This window comes from Dokdonella sp. (genome assembly GCF_019634775.1).
Classification (GTDB): Bacteria; Pseudomonadota; Gammaproteobacteria; order Xanthomonadales; family Rhodanobacteraceae; genus Dokdonella.
On the sequence record NZ_JAHCAS010000001.1, the window covers coordinates 2,128,468 to 2,145,137 of the forward strand.

Sequence of the window (16,670 nt, forward strand, 5' to 3'; positions counted from 1 at the left end):
GCACGGTCGCCAAAGAGCAATCGCGCACGGGCTGAGCCCCTGCGGAAATCAATCTTCCACGTTCGGACCGGGCCTTCCGGCTGGCACGCGCGGTTGCGATTTCGTCAGCGTTATCAGGGCGACGCCGGCGAGGATGATCGCCATGGCGGCGACGTCGCCAGCATGGATCGTTTCGCCGCCGAACCAGGCGCCGAGCAGCACGGCGACCGGCGGGTTGACATAGGCATAGCTCGTCGCCAGCAAGGGTCGCACCGCCTGCAGCAGGTAGAGATAGGCGGTGAAGGCGAGCAGCGAGCCGAACACGATCAAATAGACCAGGGCGAGGGTTGCGTCGAGGCTCGGCGATGCCGGCGGGCGTTCGCCGGCGAGCAGTGCGCCGAGGGTGAGCGCTGCTCCGCCACAGAGCATCTGCGCGGCCGTGTTCATCGCTCCCGGTGGCATGTTGCGGCGGCGGCTCCACACCGATCCGAACGCCCAGGCCGCCGCAGCGGTGATCAGCGCGATCGCGCCGAGCGGAGCTGCGCTCATGCCGGCACCGAGATTGAGCAGGATCACGCCGGCGAAGCCGACAGCGAGACCGAGCCATTCCGCACGTCGCGGCCATTGCCCATACAGCCCGGTGAAGACTGCCGCGAACAGCGGCATGCCGGCCACCGCGACGGCGGCAATGCCGGAGGCCACCGACTGTTCGGCGTAGCAGACCAGACCGTTGCCGAGGCCGAGCAGCAGGGTGCCGCTGAACGCCGCATTGATCCATTGGGGGCGCGTCGGTGCGGCCATGCCGCGCCAGCGCAGGAAGGCGTACAGCACACCACCGGCGACGAGGAAGCGGGTCGCCGCCATCGTGAACGGCGGCCAGCTTTCGAGGGCAAGGCGGATCGCGAGATAGGTGGATCCCCAGACGAGGTAGACCGCGAGCAGGGCCAGCGGCACCAGCACGCGTGGATTCGGGGCCAGGTTCATCGGCGCGAGTTCGATCGAACGAAGACAGGACAGGGGGTGGTCATCGTCGCTGCTACCCGGCCCACGCCGACAGGGCCACTCGGCCGTGGCGGTGTGGAGCCAACGGACTCAGCGCGAAGGACGTTGCGGACGCACCTGGACGACGGTGAACTCGCCGTCGATCACCTCCGATGTCGCTGATTGCACGGGCGCTGGCGGCGCGCCGAAGGTGCGGCGCACGGCATTGATGCCCCACCACAGCAGGCCACCCACGATCAGGGCGGCGAGAGCGAACACGCCGAGCGCGATGACGGCGGCGAGCGCGAGCAGGGCGAGGACGCCGGCGAGCAAGCGCGCCAGCGGATGGCGTGGACGGAACTGGACATGCAGCATGGCGGCTCCTCGTACGGCTTCGTGGACCGCTCGCGCAGGCACCGCGCCCTTGCGGAATACATCGAAGCGTCCCTAGTCTTGGGGCGGTCCGCATTGCGCGCAAGTGTCGAAGGTTGGCATGAACGAAGCTCCATTCCTGTGTCGTCTCGAAGAGATCCCTGATGGTGGCGCGATCGGCGTGACGATCGAATCGGCGACCGGTGGCTTCGGGGTGATCCTGTTGCGCGAAGGTGGACGCGTGTTCGCCTACCACAACGAATGTCCGCATGCGGGCAGGGCGCTCGACTATGTGCCGGGCCGCTTTCTGGTCAAGGACAGTCGCATCACCTGCGCCGCGCACGGGGCAACCTTTGCGGTCGCCTCGGGCGCTTGCGTCGGCGGCCCCTGCCGCAGCGGCCTGGTTGCCATCCCGGTGCGGGTGGAGGACGGCAAGGTCATCGCTGCGGCGGATGCCGGCTGAACACAGACACCCTTCAGCCCCGGCAAAGTACGATAGTCGTCGTTGACAGGGGTGGTGGACCGGAATAGGCTGCGATCCGCACGGGGAAACGGGCGTGACCGCCACCTTCCGTGTCGCCCCAGCCCAACATTCCGGAGAGATCCACGCCCATGTTTTCCCGATTGATCCTGTCTTCCATCCTCATGCTCGGCCTGTGCGTCCCGATGGCGGCGTCGGCAGCGAATGTGGTGTTTCCGCTCGATGCGACCAGCGCTGCCGAATTTCGCAAGCAGGCTGACGAGTTGCGTCGGGAGATGGCGCAAGGCGGCAAGTACGACAAGCTCTCGAGCGAGGAGCAGGTGCGTGTCGGCAAGCAGCTCGATGTGCTGCAGGGCCTGTACGACAAGCATCAGATGCGTGCGAAATTCGGCCGCAAGGACGAGCTTGCCCTCATCAATGCGAGCGAGGAGATCAATGCCGTCCTCAGCGGCAACGAGGATGATCGTCTCATCTGCGAGCAGGTGCGCACGATCGGTTCGAACCGTGCGCAGAAGGTATGCATGACCGTGGCCGAGCGTCGTGCGCGCGGTGACGCGGCACGGACGGACCTGCGCGAGCGCCGCCCACTGGGCACGCGAGGAAGCGGTATCTGATCGAGCTGGAACGGGGCTCGGTCCACATGGAGCGGGCTTGGCATGCAAGTCGTCGCAGGAGTTCGATGCAATGCAGGGAAAATCCGACAATCTGCCAAAGCCGACCGAGGCGGAACTGGCGATCCTGAACACGTTGTGGGAGCGCGGCCCGTCGACCGTGCGTGACGTCCACGAGGCGCTCTATCGCGAAGACGGAACCGGCTACACCACGGCCCTCAAGATGCTGCAGATCATGCACGCAAAGGGCCTGGTCGAGCGTGATGATTCGCAGCGTGCCCACGTCTACAGTCCGGTAGTGAGCAAGGCCTCGACGCAGAAGCGTTTCCTCGCCGATCTCGTCCAGCGCGTGTTCGACGGCTCGCCATCGCAACTCGTCCTGCAGGCGCTCGGTGGTGGGCAGAAGGCCAGTCGCGAGGAACTCGAGGAGATCCGTGCGCTGCTGGACCGCCTTGAGTCGAGGATCAGTCGGTGAGTGTCGATGGCCTGCAGGCGTGGATCCACGCGTTTGGCTGGATGCTCGTGCATTTCCTCTGGCAGGGTGCCGCAGTCGGTCTCGCCTATGCCGTAGTGCGCGCGCTGATCCCGCGCGATCACGGCGAGGCCCGCTATGCGGTCGGGCTTGTTGCGCTGGCAGCGCTCGTGGCTTGTCCACTCGTCACACTGTGGCTGCTGCGACCGTCGGCAGTCGTGGCCGAGGCAGGTGCGTCGGTCGAACTGGCGGCGCTCGCGATGGCACCCATCGGTGTGGGTGCGACCGGATTCCTCGCCTCGATCGACCTGTCGTGGCTGGTTGCAGCCTGGGTGGCCGGAGTCGTCATCATGACCGCGCGTGCGCTGTGCCAGTGGCGCGCGCTCGAGCACATCGCCACGCGCCTGGCGTGGCGCGAGGCGGAAGTCGATGCATTGTTCATGCGTGTGGCTGCGCGGTTCGGTGGGGTTCGTGGCGTTTGCGTGCTGGTCTCGCGACACCTTGACACGCCGACCCTGATCGGGTGGTTCAATCCGGTGATCCTGCTGCCGGCAGCCGTCGTGCTCGGCTTTCCTCGCCATCAGCTCGAGCTGATCCTTGCCCACGAACTCGGCCATCTGCGTCGCCACGATCATCTCGTCAATTTCGTTCAGGCGACGATCGAGACCTTGCTCTTCTACCACCCTGTCGTGCACTGGATCTCGCGCGAGGTTCGCCACGACCGCGAGATCTGCTGCGACCGTCTCGTGTTGCACCTGACCGAAGGCGAGCCGCACGAGTACGCACGCACACTGGCAGCGCTGGAACACCTGCGCCAGCTTCCGCCGCAACTGGCGGTCGCGGCTTCGGGTGGACGTCTGCTCGATCGCGTGCGCCGCATCGTCGGCCTGCCATCCATGCCCGATGCACGCCCGCGCGGTGCCTGGTTCGCGCTTGCCGGTGGGGTTGGCGTGTTCGCCGTGGCGTTGGCGATATCGCATTGGGACGACGATGTGGTCACGGCGCGGACGCTGGACCCGGTCGCCTCGCGCGAAGCCGCACCGATCATGGACCGGCTCGACACGTCCGTTGCGCCGGCCGATATAGCGCTGCCCAGGCTCGATCCGCCGCTGGCAGCCGCAGGGAGCGAGCATTCATCGGCTCCCGCCTTGCCCGACCGGACCGAGGAGGAGGGCGACGATGGCGCGCCCGTTCCGGTGTTGCTCCCCGTGCCTCCACCGGCCAGGACCGAGGGTGCGGTCGCCGCCGCGGCGTTCGAGGTTTCCGACCTGGAGGCGACGATGGTTCCCGCCGCCGAAGTGCCGCAGGTGCGTCCGCTTCGTCAACCGAGCCGTGCGCCCAAACTCGTGCGTCGCGTCGATCCCGTCTATCCGGAAGTTGCTTCCGACGACTCGCGTGGCCATGTGGAGTTCGAGTTCTCACTCGAGCGCAACGGCAGTGTGCGTGACATCAACGTCGTCTCTGGTGACGCGCGCGGAATGTTCGCCAATGCTGCACGCCATGCGTTGCGCCAGTGGCGCTTCGATCCACGCGATTCCGCGCGGGTCAGCGGCCAGCGTTTCCGTCAGGATTTCGTCTTCGCCGGCATTTCGCGTGGCCTCATCGAGGAAGCGGGTGCCTGCCAGCGCTCAACCGGTTCGCATCTGTGTCGTCCCGCGCGCGTGCTTGGCCTGTCCACCGAGGTCGAACTGGAGACAGTCGCTGCCCAGACGGATGCGCCGCTGGCTTTCACGAGCCCGGCGACGCCGGCCGGTGTGGAGCCAGCGCCGGGTGACCCTCCGGCGAGTGGAACTCGCTGACCGGTACCTGTTCCCTGGGCCACGGCAACGGGATCGACTGGAGGGTGAGTCCGGCAGCCACCGCCCGCGCTTCGAGGATGTTGCGCCGGGTCGAATGCATGGTGACGCAATCATGCGGCGAGTTGATGGTGGTCAGGAGGCCGATGATTTCGACATCCGGCGTCTGCCGGAGCACATGCAGGGACCACGCGCTGTCCTTGCCGGAACGCGAGGACAGCAGTACGCGGCGCGGCATGCGGTCCGCGTCAGCCGCGATTGAACACGAGATTCACCAGTACCAGGGTACCGACCAGCATCATGATCGTCAGCGGCAGGCCGACGCGCAGGAAGTCGCTGCGCCGGTAGCCGCCCGGTCCGGCCACCACGAGCATCACCGGGTTCGCGCTCGGCAGCAGGTAGGTGTTCGAGGTCGAGATCGCCACGATCAGCGCGTACGCGGCCGGGTTGCCGCCGGAGGCGAGGGCGATGTTGATCGCCATCGGCACCATCATGACCGCCGCACCGACGTTGGAGACGACCTGCGAGAGCAGCAGGGCGAGGATCGCGATGAAGGCCTGCATGGCCCAGGGCGGCAGGCCGCCGAGGTAGACCATCACCTCTTGCGCTATCCAGGCCGCGGTGCCGGTCGAGTCCATCGCGCCGCCGAGCGGGATCAGGCAGGCGAGGATGAAGATCGTCTTCCAGTTGATGGCGTGGTAGGCCTCGTCCATGCTGAGGACGCCGGCCAGCAGCATGCCACTGGCGCCGACCAGCATGGCCAGGGCGAGCGGCAGATTGGTGAACAGGCCGAGCCCCATGGCCAGGGCGAAGAACGTCACCGCATGCCAGATCTTGCTTGGGCGCTGTTCGTCCTGCGGGAAATCGGTGACGACGACGAAATCGCGCGATTCGGCGGCCAGGGACAGGTCGCGCCAAAGGCCGTGCAGGACCAGCGTGTCGCCGGGCCGCAAGGCTATCTGGCGCACGTCTTCACGGAACACCTGCTCGCCGCGCGTCACCGCGAGCACGCTGATGCCGAAGCGCTTGCGCATGCGCAGGTCGCCGACGAGCTGTTTGATCCAGCGTGAATTCGGCGGAATCACCGCTTCGGCGATGCCGGCACGGGTCGGATTGAACATGTCGCCGAAATGGCGCAAGCGTGGCTGCACGCGGCACAACTGGTTGTTGGCAAACTCGTTGACCGCTTCGCGCTTCCCCAGCACGCCGAGCACGCTGCCGACCCAGATCATCTGGTCGCCGGGTGGTGCGAGGCGCGCCTCGTTGCCGGTCTTCAGGGCAAGCACCAACGGCGCGCCGTGCAGTTGTTCCGCTTCGAGGACGCTCATGCCGACCAACGGGCTCTCGGCGGTGACCACGAGTTCGACGACCTCGCCATCGATGCCGTAGGTCTCGGCGAAGTAGGTCTCGGTGCGTCCCGGGGTGACTTTCTGACGCTCTTCGTCGTCGCCCGGCCACAGCCGTGGCGTCAGCCAGGCGAAGTAGACGAGGCCGATCACCAGCAGCGGGATGCCTATCGGAGCGATCGAGAACAGCGGAAACGCCTCGATGCTCTGGGCACCGGGCGGCAGGTTGCGGTTCGCGCTGGCGATGAGATCGTTGAGCAGGATCAGTGGCGAGTTCGAGATCATCGTGATGTTCGTGCCGGCGAGGATGCAGCACGCCATCGGCAGCAGCAGGCGCTTGAGCGGGATGCCGGTGCGTGCGCTGATGCGGCTCGCCACCGGCATGAACAGCGTGGCCAGTGCCTGACTCTGCATGATCGCCGACATGCTGCCGACCATGGCGTTGACCAGGTTCGACACGCGCGCCTCGACGCCGCCGGCCAGGCGCAGGATGAACGAGGCGGCCTTGCCGAGCACGCCGGTGCGGTCGAGCCCTGCGCCCATGATCATGACTGCGATCAGCGACATGACGGCGTTTCCGGCGAAACCGTCGAACAGGCGGTCGACCGGCATCAGGCGGGTCACGCCGACGACGACGATGACGAGGAGGGCCACCAGGTCGGCACGGATCCACTCGAGGACCAGCATGAGCAGGGTGAACGCGAGCAGGCCGAGCACGATGGCCATTTCGGTCGTCAGGGTGAGGCTCATGTCCATCGGGCGGGAGGCTGCGGTCTCGTCGTCGCGGAAGGTGTGTGGTCGATCAGGTTCTCACGAAAAGAAGGTCGAATACGCCATGGCCGAGGCGCAGGCCGCGGCGTTCGAAATGGGTCTCGATGCGCCAGGCCGGGCGTGGCGACCACGGTCCCGGTTCGGCGAGGTTGCGCCAGTGTGCGCTAGCGCCGACCACGGCGTGCATCTGTTCGGCGTACTCGGCCCAGTCGGTGGCCAGGTGCAGCAGGCCGCCGGCGCGCACGCGCGTGGCGACGAGATCGATGAAGCCGGGCTGGACGAGACGGCGCTTGTGGTGGCGCTTCTTCGGCCACGGATCCGGGAAGTAGATGCGCACCTCGTCGAGGCCGGCCGGGACGACTTCGTGCGCGAGCACCTCGACGGCGTCGTGGCGATAGATGCGCACGTTGTCGCTGCCGTCGGCGGCGAGCGCGTTCATCAGGCGGCCGACACCCGGTCGGTGTACCTCGACGCCGATGAAGTTGCGTTGCGGTTCGTGCTGCGCGGCATGCCGCAGCTGCTCGCCGTTGCCGAAGCCGACTTCGAGCACCAGTGGCGCGACGCGGCCGAAGGCGGCGGCGAAATCGCGCGGCTGGCCCGTGTAGTCGAGCCCGTAGCGTTGCCAGTGCCGTTCGAAGGCCTGTTCCTGGGCCGGCGTCGTGCGGCCCTGGCGCAGCACGAAACTGCGCACGCGACGTTCGTGCTGGCCGCGCCGGTCGGTGTCCTCCATGGCTTCGTGTCCGCCCATGCTCAAGCGATCGTGCCGTCGATGGGACTCGAGGCCGAGGCATGGCGCTTGCGCGGAATGCGCCCGGCGCGGAAGGCCAGGCGACCGGCCTCGACGGCATGCTTCATCGCCCGGGCCATCAGCACCGGTTCGCGCGCGCCTGCGATCGCCGTGTTCATCAGCACGCCGTCGCAGCCGAGTTCCATCGCGATGGCTGCATCCGAGGCCGTGCCAACGCCGGCATCGACGAGCACCGGCACCTTCGCGTTCTCGACGATCTCGAGCAGGTTCCAGCGGTTCTGGATGCCAAGTCCCGAGCCGATCGGCGCGGCCAGCGGCATGATTGCGCAGCAGCCGATCTCCTCGAGGCGGCGCGCGAGGATCGGATCGTCCGAGGTGTAGACCATCACGTCGAAGCCATCGGCGACGAGCTGCTCGGCCGCGCGCAGGGTTTCGACGACGTCGGGGAACAGCGTCTTCGCATCGCCGAGCACTTCGAGTTTGACGAGTGTGTGGCCGTCGAGCAGTTCGCGCGCCAGCTTCAGCGTGCGCACGGCATCGTCGGCGGTGTAGCAGCCGGCCGTGTTCGGCAGGATCGTGTAGCGCGACGGCGGCAGCACGTCGAGCAGGTTCGGCTGGCCAGGATCCTGTCCGATGTTGCTGCGGCGGATGGCGACGGTGACGATTTCTGCGCCGGCGGCCTCGGTGGCGAGGCGGGTTTCCTCGAGGTCGCGGAACTTGCCGGTGCCGGTGAGCAGGCGCGAGCGGTACGGGCGTCCGGCGATGGTCAGGAGATCGTCTTGGTGGGGCATCGAAGGTCGGGTCGCTGTGGTCGTTGGAGGTTCTTCATGGAGGGAGGCGGCGTCGACCTGTGATGCCGGTGCTCAGCCGCCGCCGATGGCATGGACAATCTCGACGCGGTCGCCTTCGGCCAGCGCGCGCGAGGCATGTTCGCTGCGCGGCACGATCGCGCGGTTCACCTCGACCGCCACGCGACGGTCGCCATAGCCGGCATGGGCGAGCAGGTCGGCGACCGTGCGCACCGCATCGATATCGCGCGATTCGCCGTTGAGCGTGATCTTCATGGGCGCATATTCTAGCCCCTGCGAACGCGGGCTGCGCGGAGGGCGTGGCCTTCGAGGCCCCGGTGACGGGCACCTTTCCGGCACCAGAGACGACGACGCCACGCTTGAGGCGTGGCGTCGTCGGTCTCGCGAGCGCTGCTATGGATCAATCTTCGCGACGCCTGCGTTCATTGCCACCGTCCTGGCGACCGCTGCGACCCTGAGCCTCCTGCTCGCGTGGTTGTGGCTGCGGTGCGGAACGCTGGGTCGGTTGCGGCATCGAGCGCTGGACGGGTTGCGGATTCGACCGCTGGACCGGGGGCGGCGCCGCCGGTTCGACACGCTGCGGCGGCTGCACCCGGGGCGCCTGCTGGACCGGCACGCTACGCTCGATGCGCTGTGGTGCCTGCGGTTGCACGCTGCGCGGCTGCGGACTGTTGTCGCGATAGATTGGTGCGCTCCGCTCGGACCGCGCCGGCTCGCGCCGCTCGACCGGCACCGGCGCCTGGCGAGTCTGCACGCTTTCGCGGCGTTCGATGGGTTGGCGCTGGGGAATCGCGATTCCCCTGCCCTGGTCGTCGTTGCTGCGCGGCGCCACGCGACGTTCGCTCGTCGGCGCCTGTGTGCGAACCGGTGCCGTGCTTCCATCGCGACCGATCACCTGCACGTCACGCGACGGCTGCGGGCCACGCTCCTCGCGCATCCGTGTCTCGCGCGCGGGGGCATAGCCGCTCGACGGCAAGCGGCGGTCGTTCGCATCCACGGGCTGCCTGCGTGTCTCCATTCCCTGGGAACTGCGCGACGGTGCGACCGGAGTCGGCGCGCGCTGATCTTCGCGACCGGTGCGTGCATCACGAACCGGTTCGACGGCCGTCCTGGTGACCGGTGCACGGCTGCGCTCGCCCGCCTCGCGCGGGGGCAGGGGCTGTGCCGTTCGCGGCGTCCCTTCAGCAGCATTGCCGACCACGCGCACGCGCTCCGCACGCACCGCAGGTGCCGGCGCCTGTCGCGCGATGTCGCGCATCTCGTTCATGGCGAGTGGCTGGTTGCCGTTGCGCTCGATCTCACGCAGGCGATTCTGGATCGCCGGGGTGCGCGTAGGCTCGGTACGTGCGATGACGCTGCGACGCGCGACGTCGACCGAAGGCTGGCGTACGCGGTTGACGGTCTCGCTGCCGCCGCGGAAGCTCGCCGCGACCGGCGTGACATCGACGCGGCTCAGCACCTCGCCACGGCCGAGCTGGGCGCGGTCGACACGCAGCAGGCTGCGGTCGACCTGGCGGGCACCGACGAAATCCTCACGCGAGACCGCAGAGAACGCTCGCTCATTGTTGCGGAAGGCGTAGTTGAAGTTGTTCACCGGGCGTCCACGCGAATAATTGTTGTAGACGTTGGTGATGTGGATGTTGTTGATGATCGTGGTGTTGTGCACGTTGATGTTGTTGAAGTAGGTGCGCGAACCGCGGTACCACGGCACGTACACGTCGCGCGGGCCAAGCGGGAACCAGCCGATCGGACCACCCACATTGATGCTCACGCCGAAGTTGTGGCCGCCGACGAAGGCGACGAGTGCGGGCGCATACACCGGACGCACGTGGCGCGGACCGGGCACCCAGCCCCAGCGGCTGCCGACCTGGCACCAGCGGCCGTAGTGGAACGGCGCGAAGCCCCACGGTGAACGGTCGACCCAGCTCCAGCCCCAGGGGTCGATCCACATCCAGCGGCCGTGGCGGTATGGCGCCCAGCCGATGTCGACGCGGGTCGGGAACCAGACCGAGCCGTAGGTTTCGACCGTGCTCCAGCTGCCGTAGTCGTCGAGGTCGGCGTAGCCGATCACTTCCTCCGACACGTAGCGGCGCGAGACCGAGCGTTCGTAGCGGCCATCGCGCTCCTGGCACCAGCGATCGAAATCGTCCGGGCGCGGCAGATTGAGGGTTTCGTAGTCACGCAGAGACGAGTCGTAGAAGCGGAAGCTGCGACCACCGTCGACCGAATAGCGCGCGTTGTTTTCACCATAGACCGTGCCGCCGCCCTCGAAGACGGTGATCATGGTCGAAGATCCGTCGGGGGCGATGTCGACGCGATAACTGCCGGGCCGATCGACGACGAAGGCCAGGGTCGGCGTGTCGATCTCGTAGCTGTCGCCTTCGAATACGCGACGCACGCGCAGGTTCAGCACACCCTCGGTCAGCTCCATCTGGGCAAAGCTGTCGTCGAGGTTGAGCACGCGGAACTGGCTGCGCTCGTCGAGGCGGACGGTGGCGGCGCCGACTTCCATTTCGACACGCGAGGCGCGATCGACATAGAGGCCATCGCCGGGTACCAACGGGCGGTTGAGGCTGGCTTCGGTCCAGCGATCGTCACCGCCCTGCTGGAAGCTGATGTCTCCACTCATGTAGCCGAGTCGAACGACGCGCCCGGGTGGGTCGGCCAGCGCCGGCGTCGATACGGCGACCGCGGCCAGGGCAAGCATCGCCGTGAGGGCGCCTGACATGGATCGGAATCGGGTGAGCATTTCGAACTCTCCTGTGGCGTGTCGGACCGGGCCGGGGACCACCCCCGGAGCGCCGTCGCGGACGATCGTCGCGCGGCCGTATCACAGCGCACGCTGGCTGAATGAGTGGTATCCGTGCAACGCGAAACGGCCACGCCTTGCACAAGTGGCATGGAGTTTACGAATACTTGCATTCGAGCGGGCGGGTGCCGAGTCGAACCAAGGGGGCTGCCGCCGGGCCGGGGCACGGCTTGCCGCGCCCAGCCCCGCGCGTTTACCCTGCGCGCTGCAAGCGGGTGTAGCTCAATGGTAGAGCTGTAGCTTCCCAAGCTACTGACGAGGGTTCGATTCCCTTCACCCGCTCCACTGCATCAATCTGCGGACTTCCGCAGAAGTCCAAGAGAGCCTGCAAGTCGTTGCCACACAAGGACTTTTCCTCTCTTTGACGTTCTGCCGCGGTCCACTGCGATCCGCCTACAGCCGGGACTTTTAAGTCCACAAACAAGTCCATTTTTGCGGGTGCGGCTGATTCCGGATTGTTGATGGAGGGGCGAGGTCGACGTGACCAGCATCTGGTTCCTGACTCATGTTCAGGAGCAAGAGCATGGCACTCTCAGACCTGGCCGTTCGGCAGGCCAAGGCAACTGGCAAGGCATACACCCTCCCTGACTTGGATGGCCTCTCCCTGGCCGTCACCGCTGCCGGGGGCAGGACTTGGCACTTCCGCTACTACTGGGCGGGCAAGCAGAAGCGGATGTCGCTCGGCACCTACCCGGAGGTGACGCTTCGCGAGGCCCGCAGCCTGCGCGACGAAGCGCGCGCCCTGCTGGCCAAAGGCACCAATCCTCGCGTTCACCGCAAGCAGAAGCGCACCGCTGTCCGGCTCGCCGACGAAAACACCTTCGAGGCGGTGTATCGCAAGTGGCTCAAGCATCGCGGGCTCAGCCTCAAGGAAGGCCGGCAGACGACCCTTTCGATACTTCCGCGCATCTTCGACAAGGATGTGCTGCCCGCCTTGGGCAAGCGGTCGGTCTATGAGATCAAGCGTCCCGACCTGTTGGAGGTGATCGCCAAGATCGAGAAGCGCAAGGCGCTCTCCGTCGCCGAGAAAGTCAGAACGTGGTTCAACCAACTGTTCCGCTACGCGCTGGTGATCGTGCCGGGCCTGGAGCAGAACCCCGCCGCCGATCTCGATGTGGTGGCGCTGCCGCTGCCACCCGTCAACCACAACCCGTTCCTGCGCATGGCCGAGCTGCCGAAGCTGTTGCAGCGTCTGCGCAGCTATCGCGGCAGGCGGCAGACCCAGCTCGGGCTGCGGCTATTGCTGCTGACCGGCGTGCGAACCGGCGAGCTGCGACAGGCGATGCCGGATCAATTTGATCTGGACCGGGGGTTGTGGATCATCCCACCCGACGTCGTGAAGCAACTCCAGTTGGATATGCGCAAGAAGCGGCAGCAGCCGAAGGACATCCCGCCCTACATCGTGCCGCTGTCGATTCAGGCCATGGAGATCGTCCGGCACCTGCTGGATGAGTTCAAGCCGGCCCAGCGCCACCTGTTCCGGCACGACAGCGACTTGAAGAAGCGCATCAGCGAGAACACGCTCAATGGTGCGCTCAAACGCATGGGCTATCAGGAGCGCCTGACCGGACACGGTATCCGCGGCACGATGTCCACTGCGCTCAACGAGATCGGCTACCCGAAGGTCTGGGTGGATGCACAGCTCTCGCATGTCGATCCCAACAAGGTCAGCGCGACCTACAACCATGCCGAGTACGTGGAGCAGCGTCGCCGCATGATGCAGGACTGGGCCGATCGGCTCGACCTCTTCGAGCAGAACCAGGTCGAGGCGGCCAGCATGCCGCTCACCGTGCATCTGGAAGGCGTGCCCGCGTTTCCGAGTGAGCAAACCGCAAGCGCGCCCTCCGCGCCGGTTGCCGCTTCGCCAATCCTGCTCGTGACGAAGCCGGGCGACGCCATGCCGTTGGTTTCTGCCGCCGCACATCGGCTGCCGGCGGTTCCGCCCCCTCGATCGGCCGCGCCGCTGGTGCCTTCGGACATTCAGCGCGAGAGGATGGAACTGTTCGATGTCTTCGAAGCGCCGCACAACCTTCCCGTCGCTGCGTTTGCCAAGATGGCAGGCAAATCCCGCAGGTGGATCAGCTACGAGATCAAGGCGGGCAACTTGCTGGCGTTGAACGTAGGCAACCGCGGCCAGCGCGTGCCGGACTGGCACCTCGACCCACTCAAGCACGAGCTGATCCAGTCCGTCCTGAAGCTAACCAGGGGTGCGGACCCTTGGCAGATCTACCATGCACTGCTACAGCCGCGCTCGATGCTGCGGGGGCGTTCGGCACTGGAGGGCGTGACGGCCGGCAATCTCGACAAGCTCGTCATGGCCGTGAGCACAGCCGTGAAGGAAAGCGAATGGACCCCGCCGCGAGTCGGGGTCGCCTAGCAGCAGGAATGCGGGATCGTGGCGAAACCGCGATCCCCGCGCGTCCGTCAGGACACCAAGCGCGCGCGGCGGGCGAATCTTGCCTGGGTGTCCGACAAGGAAGCCTCGCGACGGAGCAGATAAGCCATCACGATCGTTGGTGCGCCGGCCAGCGGCCGCATGGCGATGCCTCGGCGTAGGTAGCTCGCCAGTCTCGCGGCGGGCGCAATGGTGATCCCGTACCCGGCGGCAACCAGCGTCATCACCACATCGAATGTCTCCACCGTTTGCTCCCGCTCCTGCAGCGCGTTCTCGAACACGCGCTGCACGGTCATGCGCCATGGTTCATCGGCCGTGGACTGCGAGCAGATCAAGGGCTGCTTGAGCACTTCCCCGCACGGCACTTCACGGTGGGCCAGCAGGTGGGAGCGCTTGGCCACGGCGACCGCCAGCGTGTCATGCCACAGCGGTTCGCATACCCAGCCAGGCCACTGCCGGGCAACCGCAGACAAGGCGAAGTCGAAGCCGTCGTCCGGCATCTCCGCGCCTCGACCGGGATCTGTCCAGCCGGCCAGGACGGCATGAGTCTCCGGCTCTTCGGCACGCTGCAGAGCGAGCACGTCGGCGAGCTGGGGAGGCACCCATTCGCCGAGGACGGCCATGCGAATTTCGGCGGTGATGTCACTCGATTCCACGTCCAGCTCCCCCAGGCGGTGAACTCGTGGCAACTGATCTCGAAGCCGTTGGATGAGTTAAGTTTAACGTGGTTTAAATCGTGACCGTGTTCGACGCTCTTGGCAATGCCAAAGCGTTCGATCCAAAGGGGCCGCCCCACCGGCACCACTACCTACGAAGCGGAACCAGCCATCGCGTTTGGGGCTGCCGTGCGGGAAGAAAGAACCAACCAGGGCATAGCTCAGGAAACGCTGGCCCACATGGCCGGCATCGAACGGTCGCACATGGGCAAGATCGAGCGCGGCGAGCATGTGCCCACGCTCCCTCTCATCCTCAAGATTGCCCGTGCGCTGAAATGCAGTTCCGCCCACTTGATGACTCTGACCGAAGCCAAGCTGGCAGAGTCGGCTCCATCCGCAGATTGAAGCCGGCCCGCACAGCGGTCGCACGCCTACCCCTGATCGTCGTTGTCCTTGCCCCCAAGGGCTGAATCTTCGCGCTTTGCGGCCTCGTTGAGGAGCCGCAGGTATGGGTTGTCTGGCGGCGTCTCCCGGAACAGCGCCTCCGGGCTGGCGAGCAGATAGCCGTGCAGCCGGCGCGACTTGCGCGGCCCCGTGACTTCGCAGGTCCAGATGTTCAGCCCGCTCGGCTGCTTGCGGTGCTGCCCCAGCTTCTCAAAGCGCTTCTGTACCCACTGCCACCCCTCCAGCTTCTCCTGCTTGGCCAGCGCGGCGACTTGAAGGTACTCCTGCGCGTAGCGCTGGAACACGCCGGGGCTGACGAGATAGGTCGTACCGGCGACGGTATGCACCAGGGCCTTGGCGTCGTTGATGATGAGCTTGCGCGTCTGGATGCTCTGACGCAGCCAGGCCATGAAGTGCGCCCCGGAGGGCTCCGCGCGATCCTGGGAAGGCGCGAGGCCCATCTGCGGCGGGGGCACGGTCGAAGGGGCCGGCTCGGGCTCGGCAACAGGGGAACTCGGGATCTCCGGTGCCGTGGGTGGAGCGGTGTCGCCCAGCAGGTCGAGCAGCGCGGCCACGCCGGTGTCCATGGCTGCGGATGCGATCGGCGTCGTGCTCGCGGATGCAGCTTCGATGCCTTCCGCGCGCGGCCCATCGGGCACCGCCGGCGCCTGTGGCGTCGGCTCCGCTTGTTCCTCTTCGACCTGCACACGGCCTGCGAACGGCGCCGGCCGGTCGGCGGCATCCCAGATCATCGCTGGCGAGAGTTTCAGGAAGGTGAATGCGTGCGACCAGCCCGCGTCGCTGGTGACGGTAGCCTTCCAGATCGCCTTGCCATCCGGCGTCGGTTGCACGATGCCGTGATCCTGCAGCACGTTGAACACCGCCGTATTGCTGGCCGGGATGCCGTCGATGCCCTGTGACAGCAGATGTGCGCGCAGCTTGTCGGAGACGGTCTTGCTCACCAGCCACAAGGCGTCTTGGGTCAGCCAACCGTCCGCCGGGCCGGCCTGGTTCAGCTTGAACGCTTCCTTGAGCAGGTAGCGCAAGCCGTCGAGCAATTTGCGTTGCAGAGCATGCTTGGGCGCCACCAGCGCCTTGCTGGGATCGCCGCCGAGTTCCTGGGCGACCGATGCCTGGTCGGCCTGCACGACCAGCTCGCCGAGCGTGCCGGCGTGCTCGTACTGGCCGGCCAGCACGTACAGCAGCGCGGCCCAGAGGTCGGGATAGCCGCTGAGCCAGTCGAAGATGTCCCGATCGAGAAGGCGCGCGTAGAGCAGCCCGGTGGCGGCGCTGTGCAGGCGGTACTCGCGCTCCTTTCGGTAACGGAAGCGGTAGGGCTTTCGCAGCGGGCCGTGCCAGGGATGCCAGACGCTGCCGTCGGCATGTTCGACGTGCAGATCGACCGCAATCTTGCCGATGTCGTGCAGCAGGGCCGCGTAGGCCGTGCCTGCGGTCCAGGCTTCGGCCTGGGCCGCCTGTGCCTCCGGCGTGACGCCCGCAGGCAGCAGGTATGACTGCCGCAGCTTCAGCGCATAGGCGACGATCTCCAGGCCGTGGTCCAGCATGCCGCCCGGATAGGCGTGGTGGTGGTTCTCGGAGGCCGGGAACTGCTGGACCAGCTCGGCGTAGCGCTCCAGTGGGGCGAGGTAGAGCGTGGCGAACTGCCGGCGCGAGAGCGATGTGCGCTGCCAGATGTGTTCCAGCAGTTTCTGCCGGCGCGGCGTGGCCAGCAGCGATGCGGCCGACTCCGGCCGCATCGACCCTTTCGGAGTTTCGATGGCGGAGGTGGGCGGCGTGCCGGCGGTGGGTGGCACCCGTTTGCGCTGGAACAGCGAGAGCATGGCGAACCCCGGATGACGGGCTGCTCGGGGCGCCTTTTGGCCTTTTCAGGATAGGGCCTTTCCCCTTGGCACCCTTCCTTTGCCCCTTCCCAGCCCTTTGGCCTTTGTCGGAAGCCTTTGGGTATAGGGCCGCTGCTTCGCGGGTGCCACGATGAATGC

At 66.7% G+C, this 16,670-nt stretch carries 16 protein-coding genes and 1 tRNA gene; 7 read left to right on the forward strand and 10 right to left on the reverse strand.

The genetic code is table 11. The features are described from left to right. Window positions 1-48 precede the first annotated feature (48 nt). Window positions 49-963 (reverse strand): drug/metabolite exporter YedA, encoded by a 915-nt coding sequence (gene yedA, locus KF907_RS09105; protein WP_291219892.1) that lies wholly within the window; start codon window positions 961-963, stop codon window positions 49-51. 108 nt (window positions 964-1,071) lie between these two features. Beyond that, on the reverse strand, window positions 1,072-1,335 hold the full coding sequence (locus KF907_RS09110) for a hypothetical protein (protein WP_291219893.1): 264 nt from the start codon (window positions 1,333-1,335) through the stop codon (window positions 1,072-1,074). A gap of 118 nt (window positions 1,336-1,453) precedes the next feature. Between KF907_RS09110 and KF907_RS09115 the strand changes: the two genes are divergently transcribed. The 4 genes from KF907_RS09115 (at window position 1,454) to KF907_RS09130 (ending at window position 4,695) form a co-directional block, all read left to right on the forward strand. Then, on the forward strand, window positions 1,454-1,795 hold the full coding sequence (locus KF907_RS09115) for a Rieske (2Fe-2S) protein (protein ID WP_291219894.1): 342 nt from the start codon (window positions 1,454-1,456) through the stop codon (window positions 1,793-1,795). Window positions 1,796-1,944: 149 nt separating this feature from the next. Then, complete coding sequence (locus KF907_RS09120; protein WP_291219895.1) at window positions 1,945-2,427, forward strand: hypothetical protein; 483 nt, start codon at window positions 1,945-1,947, stop codon at window positions 2,425-2,427. Window positions 2,428-2,497: 70 nt separating this feature from the next. Next, window positions 2,498-2,899: a BlaI/MecI/CopY family transcriptional regulator gene (locus KF907_RS09125; RefSeq protein WP_291219896.1), complete on the forward strand. Its 402-nt coding sequence runs from the start codon at window positions 2,498-2,500 to the stop codon at window positions 2,897-2,899. After that, window positions 2,896-4,695, forward strand: a complete 1,800-nt coding sequence (locus tag KF907_RS09130) for a M56 family metallopeptidase (RefSeq protein WP_291219897.1) — start codon at window positions 2,896-2,898, stop codon at window positions 4,693-4,695. The genes KF907_RS09125 and KF907_RS09130 overlap by 4 nt, the downstream gene beginning before the upstream one ends. Here the strand turns inward: KF907_RS09130 and KF907_RS09135 are convergent. The 6 genes from KF907_RS09135 to KF907_RS09160 all read right to left on the reverse strand — a co-directional run bounded on the left by KF907_RS09135 (window position 4,625) and on the right by KF907_RS09160 (window position 11,094). Beyond that, on the reverse strand, window positions 4,625-4,930 hold the full coding sequence (locus KF907_RS09135; RefSeq protein WP_291219898.1) for an adenine nucleotide alpha hydrolase family protein: 306 nt from the start codon (window positions 4,928-4,930) through the stop codon (window positions 4,625-4,627). The genes KF907_RS09130 and KF907_RS09135 overlap by 71 nt on opposite strands. Before the next feature lie 10 nt (window positions 4,931-4,940). Continuing rightward, on the reverse strand, window positions 4,941-6,794 hold the full coding sequence (locus KF907_RS09140; protein ID WP_291219899.1) for an SLC13 family permease: 1,854 nt from the start codon (window positions 6,792-6,794) through the stop codon (window positions 4,941-4,943). Window positions 6,795-6,840: 46 nt separating this feature from the next. Further along, window positions 6,841-7,557, reverse strand: coding sequence for a tRNA (guanosine(46)-N7)-methyltransferase TrmB (gene trmB, locus KF907_RS09145; RefSeq protein ID WP_291219900.1), 717 nt, complete (start codon window positions 7,555-7,557; stop codon window positions 6,841-6,843). A 2-nt stretch (window positions 7,558-7,559) separates the two neighbouring features. Continuing rightward, complete coding sequence (locus tag KF907_RS09150; protein ID WP_291219901.1) at window positions 7,560-8,348, reverse strand: thiazole synthase; 789 nt, start codon at window positions 8,346-8,348, stop codon at window positions 7,560-7,562. Between the two features lie 72 nt (window positions 8,349-8,420). Next, window positions 8,421-8,621 (reverse strand): sulfur carrier protein ThiS, encoded by a 201-nt coding sequence (thiS, locus tag KF907_RS09155; RefSeq protein ID WP_291219902.1) that lies wholly within the window; start codon window positions 8,619-8,621, stop codon window positions 8,421-8,423. 145 nt (window positions 8,622-8,766) lie between these two features. Beyond that, complete coding sequence (locus KF907_RS09160; protein ID WP_291219903.1) at window positions 8,767-11,094, reverse strand: DUF6600 domain-containing protein; 2,328 nt, start codon at window positions 11,092-11,094, stop codon at window positions 8,767-8,769. 292 nt (window positions 11,095-11,386) lie between these two features. Here KF907_RS09160 and KF907_RS09165 point away from each other — a divergent pair. After that, a tRNA-Gly gene (locus KF907_RS09165) sits at window positions 11,387-11,460 on the forward strand. Window positions 11,461-11,698: 238 nt separating this feature from the next. Further along, entirely contained in the window at window positions 11,699-13,552 is a 1,854-nt protein-coding gene (locus KF907_RS09170) for a tyrosine-type recombinase/integrase (protein WP_124189372.1), read from the forward strand. A 47-nt stretch (window positions 13,553-13,599) separates the two neighbouring features. On the opposite strand, the gene KF907_RS09175 is transcribed toward KF907_RS09170, so the two are convergent. After that, entirely contained in the window at window positions 13,600-14,226 is a 627-nt protein-coding gene (locus tag KF907_RS09175) for a LysR substrate-binding domain-containing protein (protein WP_068636845.1), read from the reverse strand. Between the two features lie 105 nt (window positions 14,227-14,331). Between KF907_RS09175 and KF907_RS09180 the strand changes: the two genes are divergently transcribed. Next, window positions 14,332-14,631 carry a helix-turn-helix domain-containing protein gene (locus KF907_RS09180; protein WP_003282197.1) on the forward strand — a complete coding sequence of 100 codons (300 nt, stop codon included), beginning with the start codon at window positions 14,332-14,334 and terminating at the stop codon, window positions 14,629-14,631. Between the two features lie 26 nt (window positions 14,632-14,657). Here the strand turns inward: KF907_RS09180 and mobH are convergent, their stop codons facing one another. Continuing rightward, window positions 14,658-16,511, reverse strand: coding sequence for a MobH family relaxase (gene mobH / locus KF907_RS09185; protein WP_124189373.1), 1,854 nt, complete (start codon window positions 16,509-16,511; stop codon window positions 14,658-14,660). Window positions 16,512-16,670 lie beyond the last annotated feature (159 nt).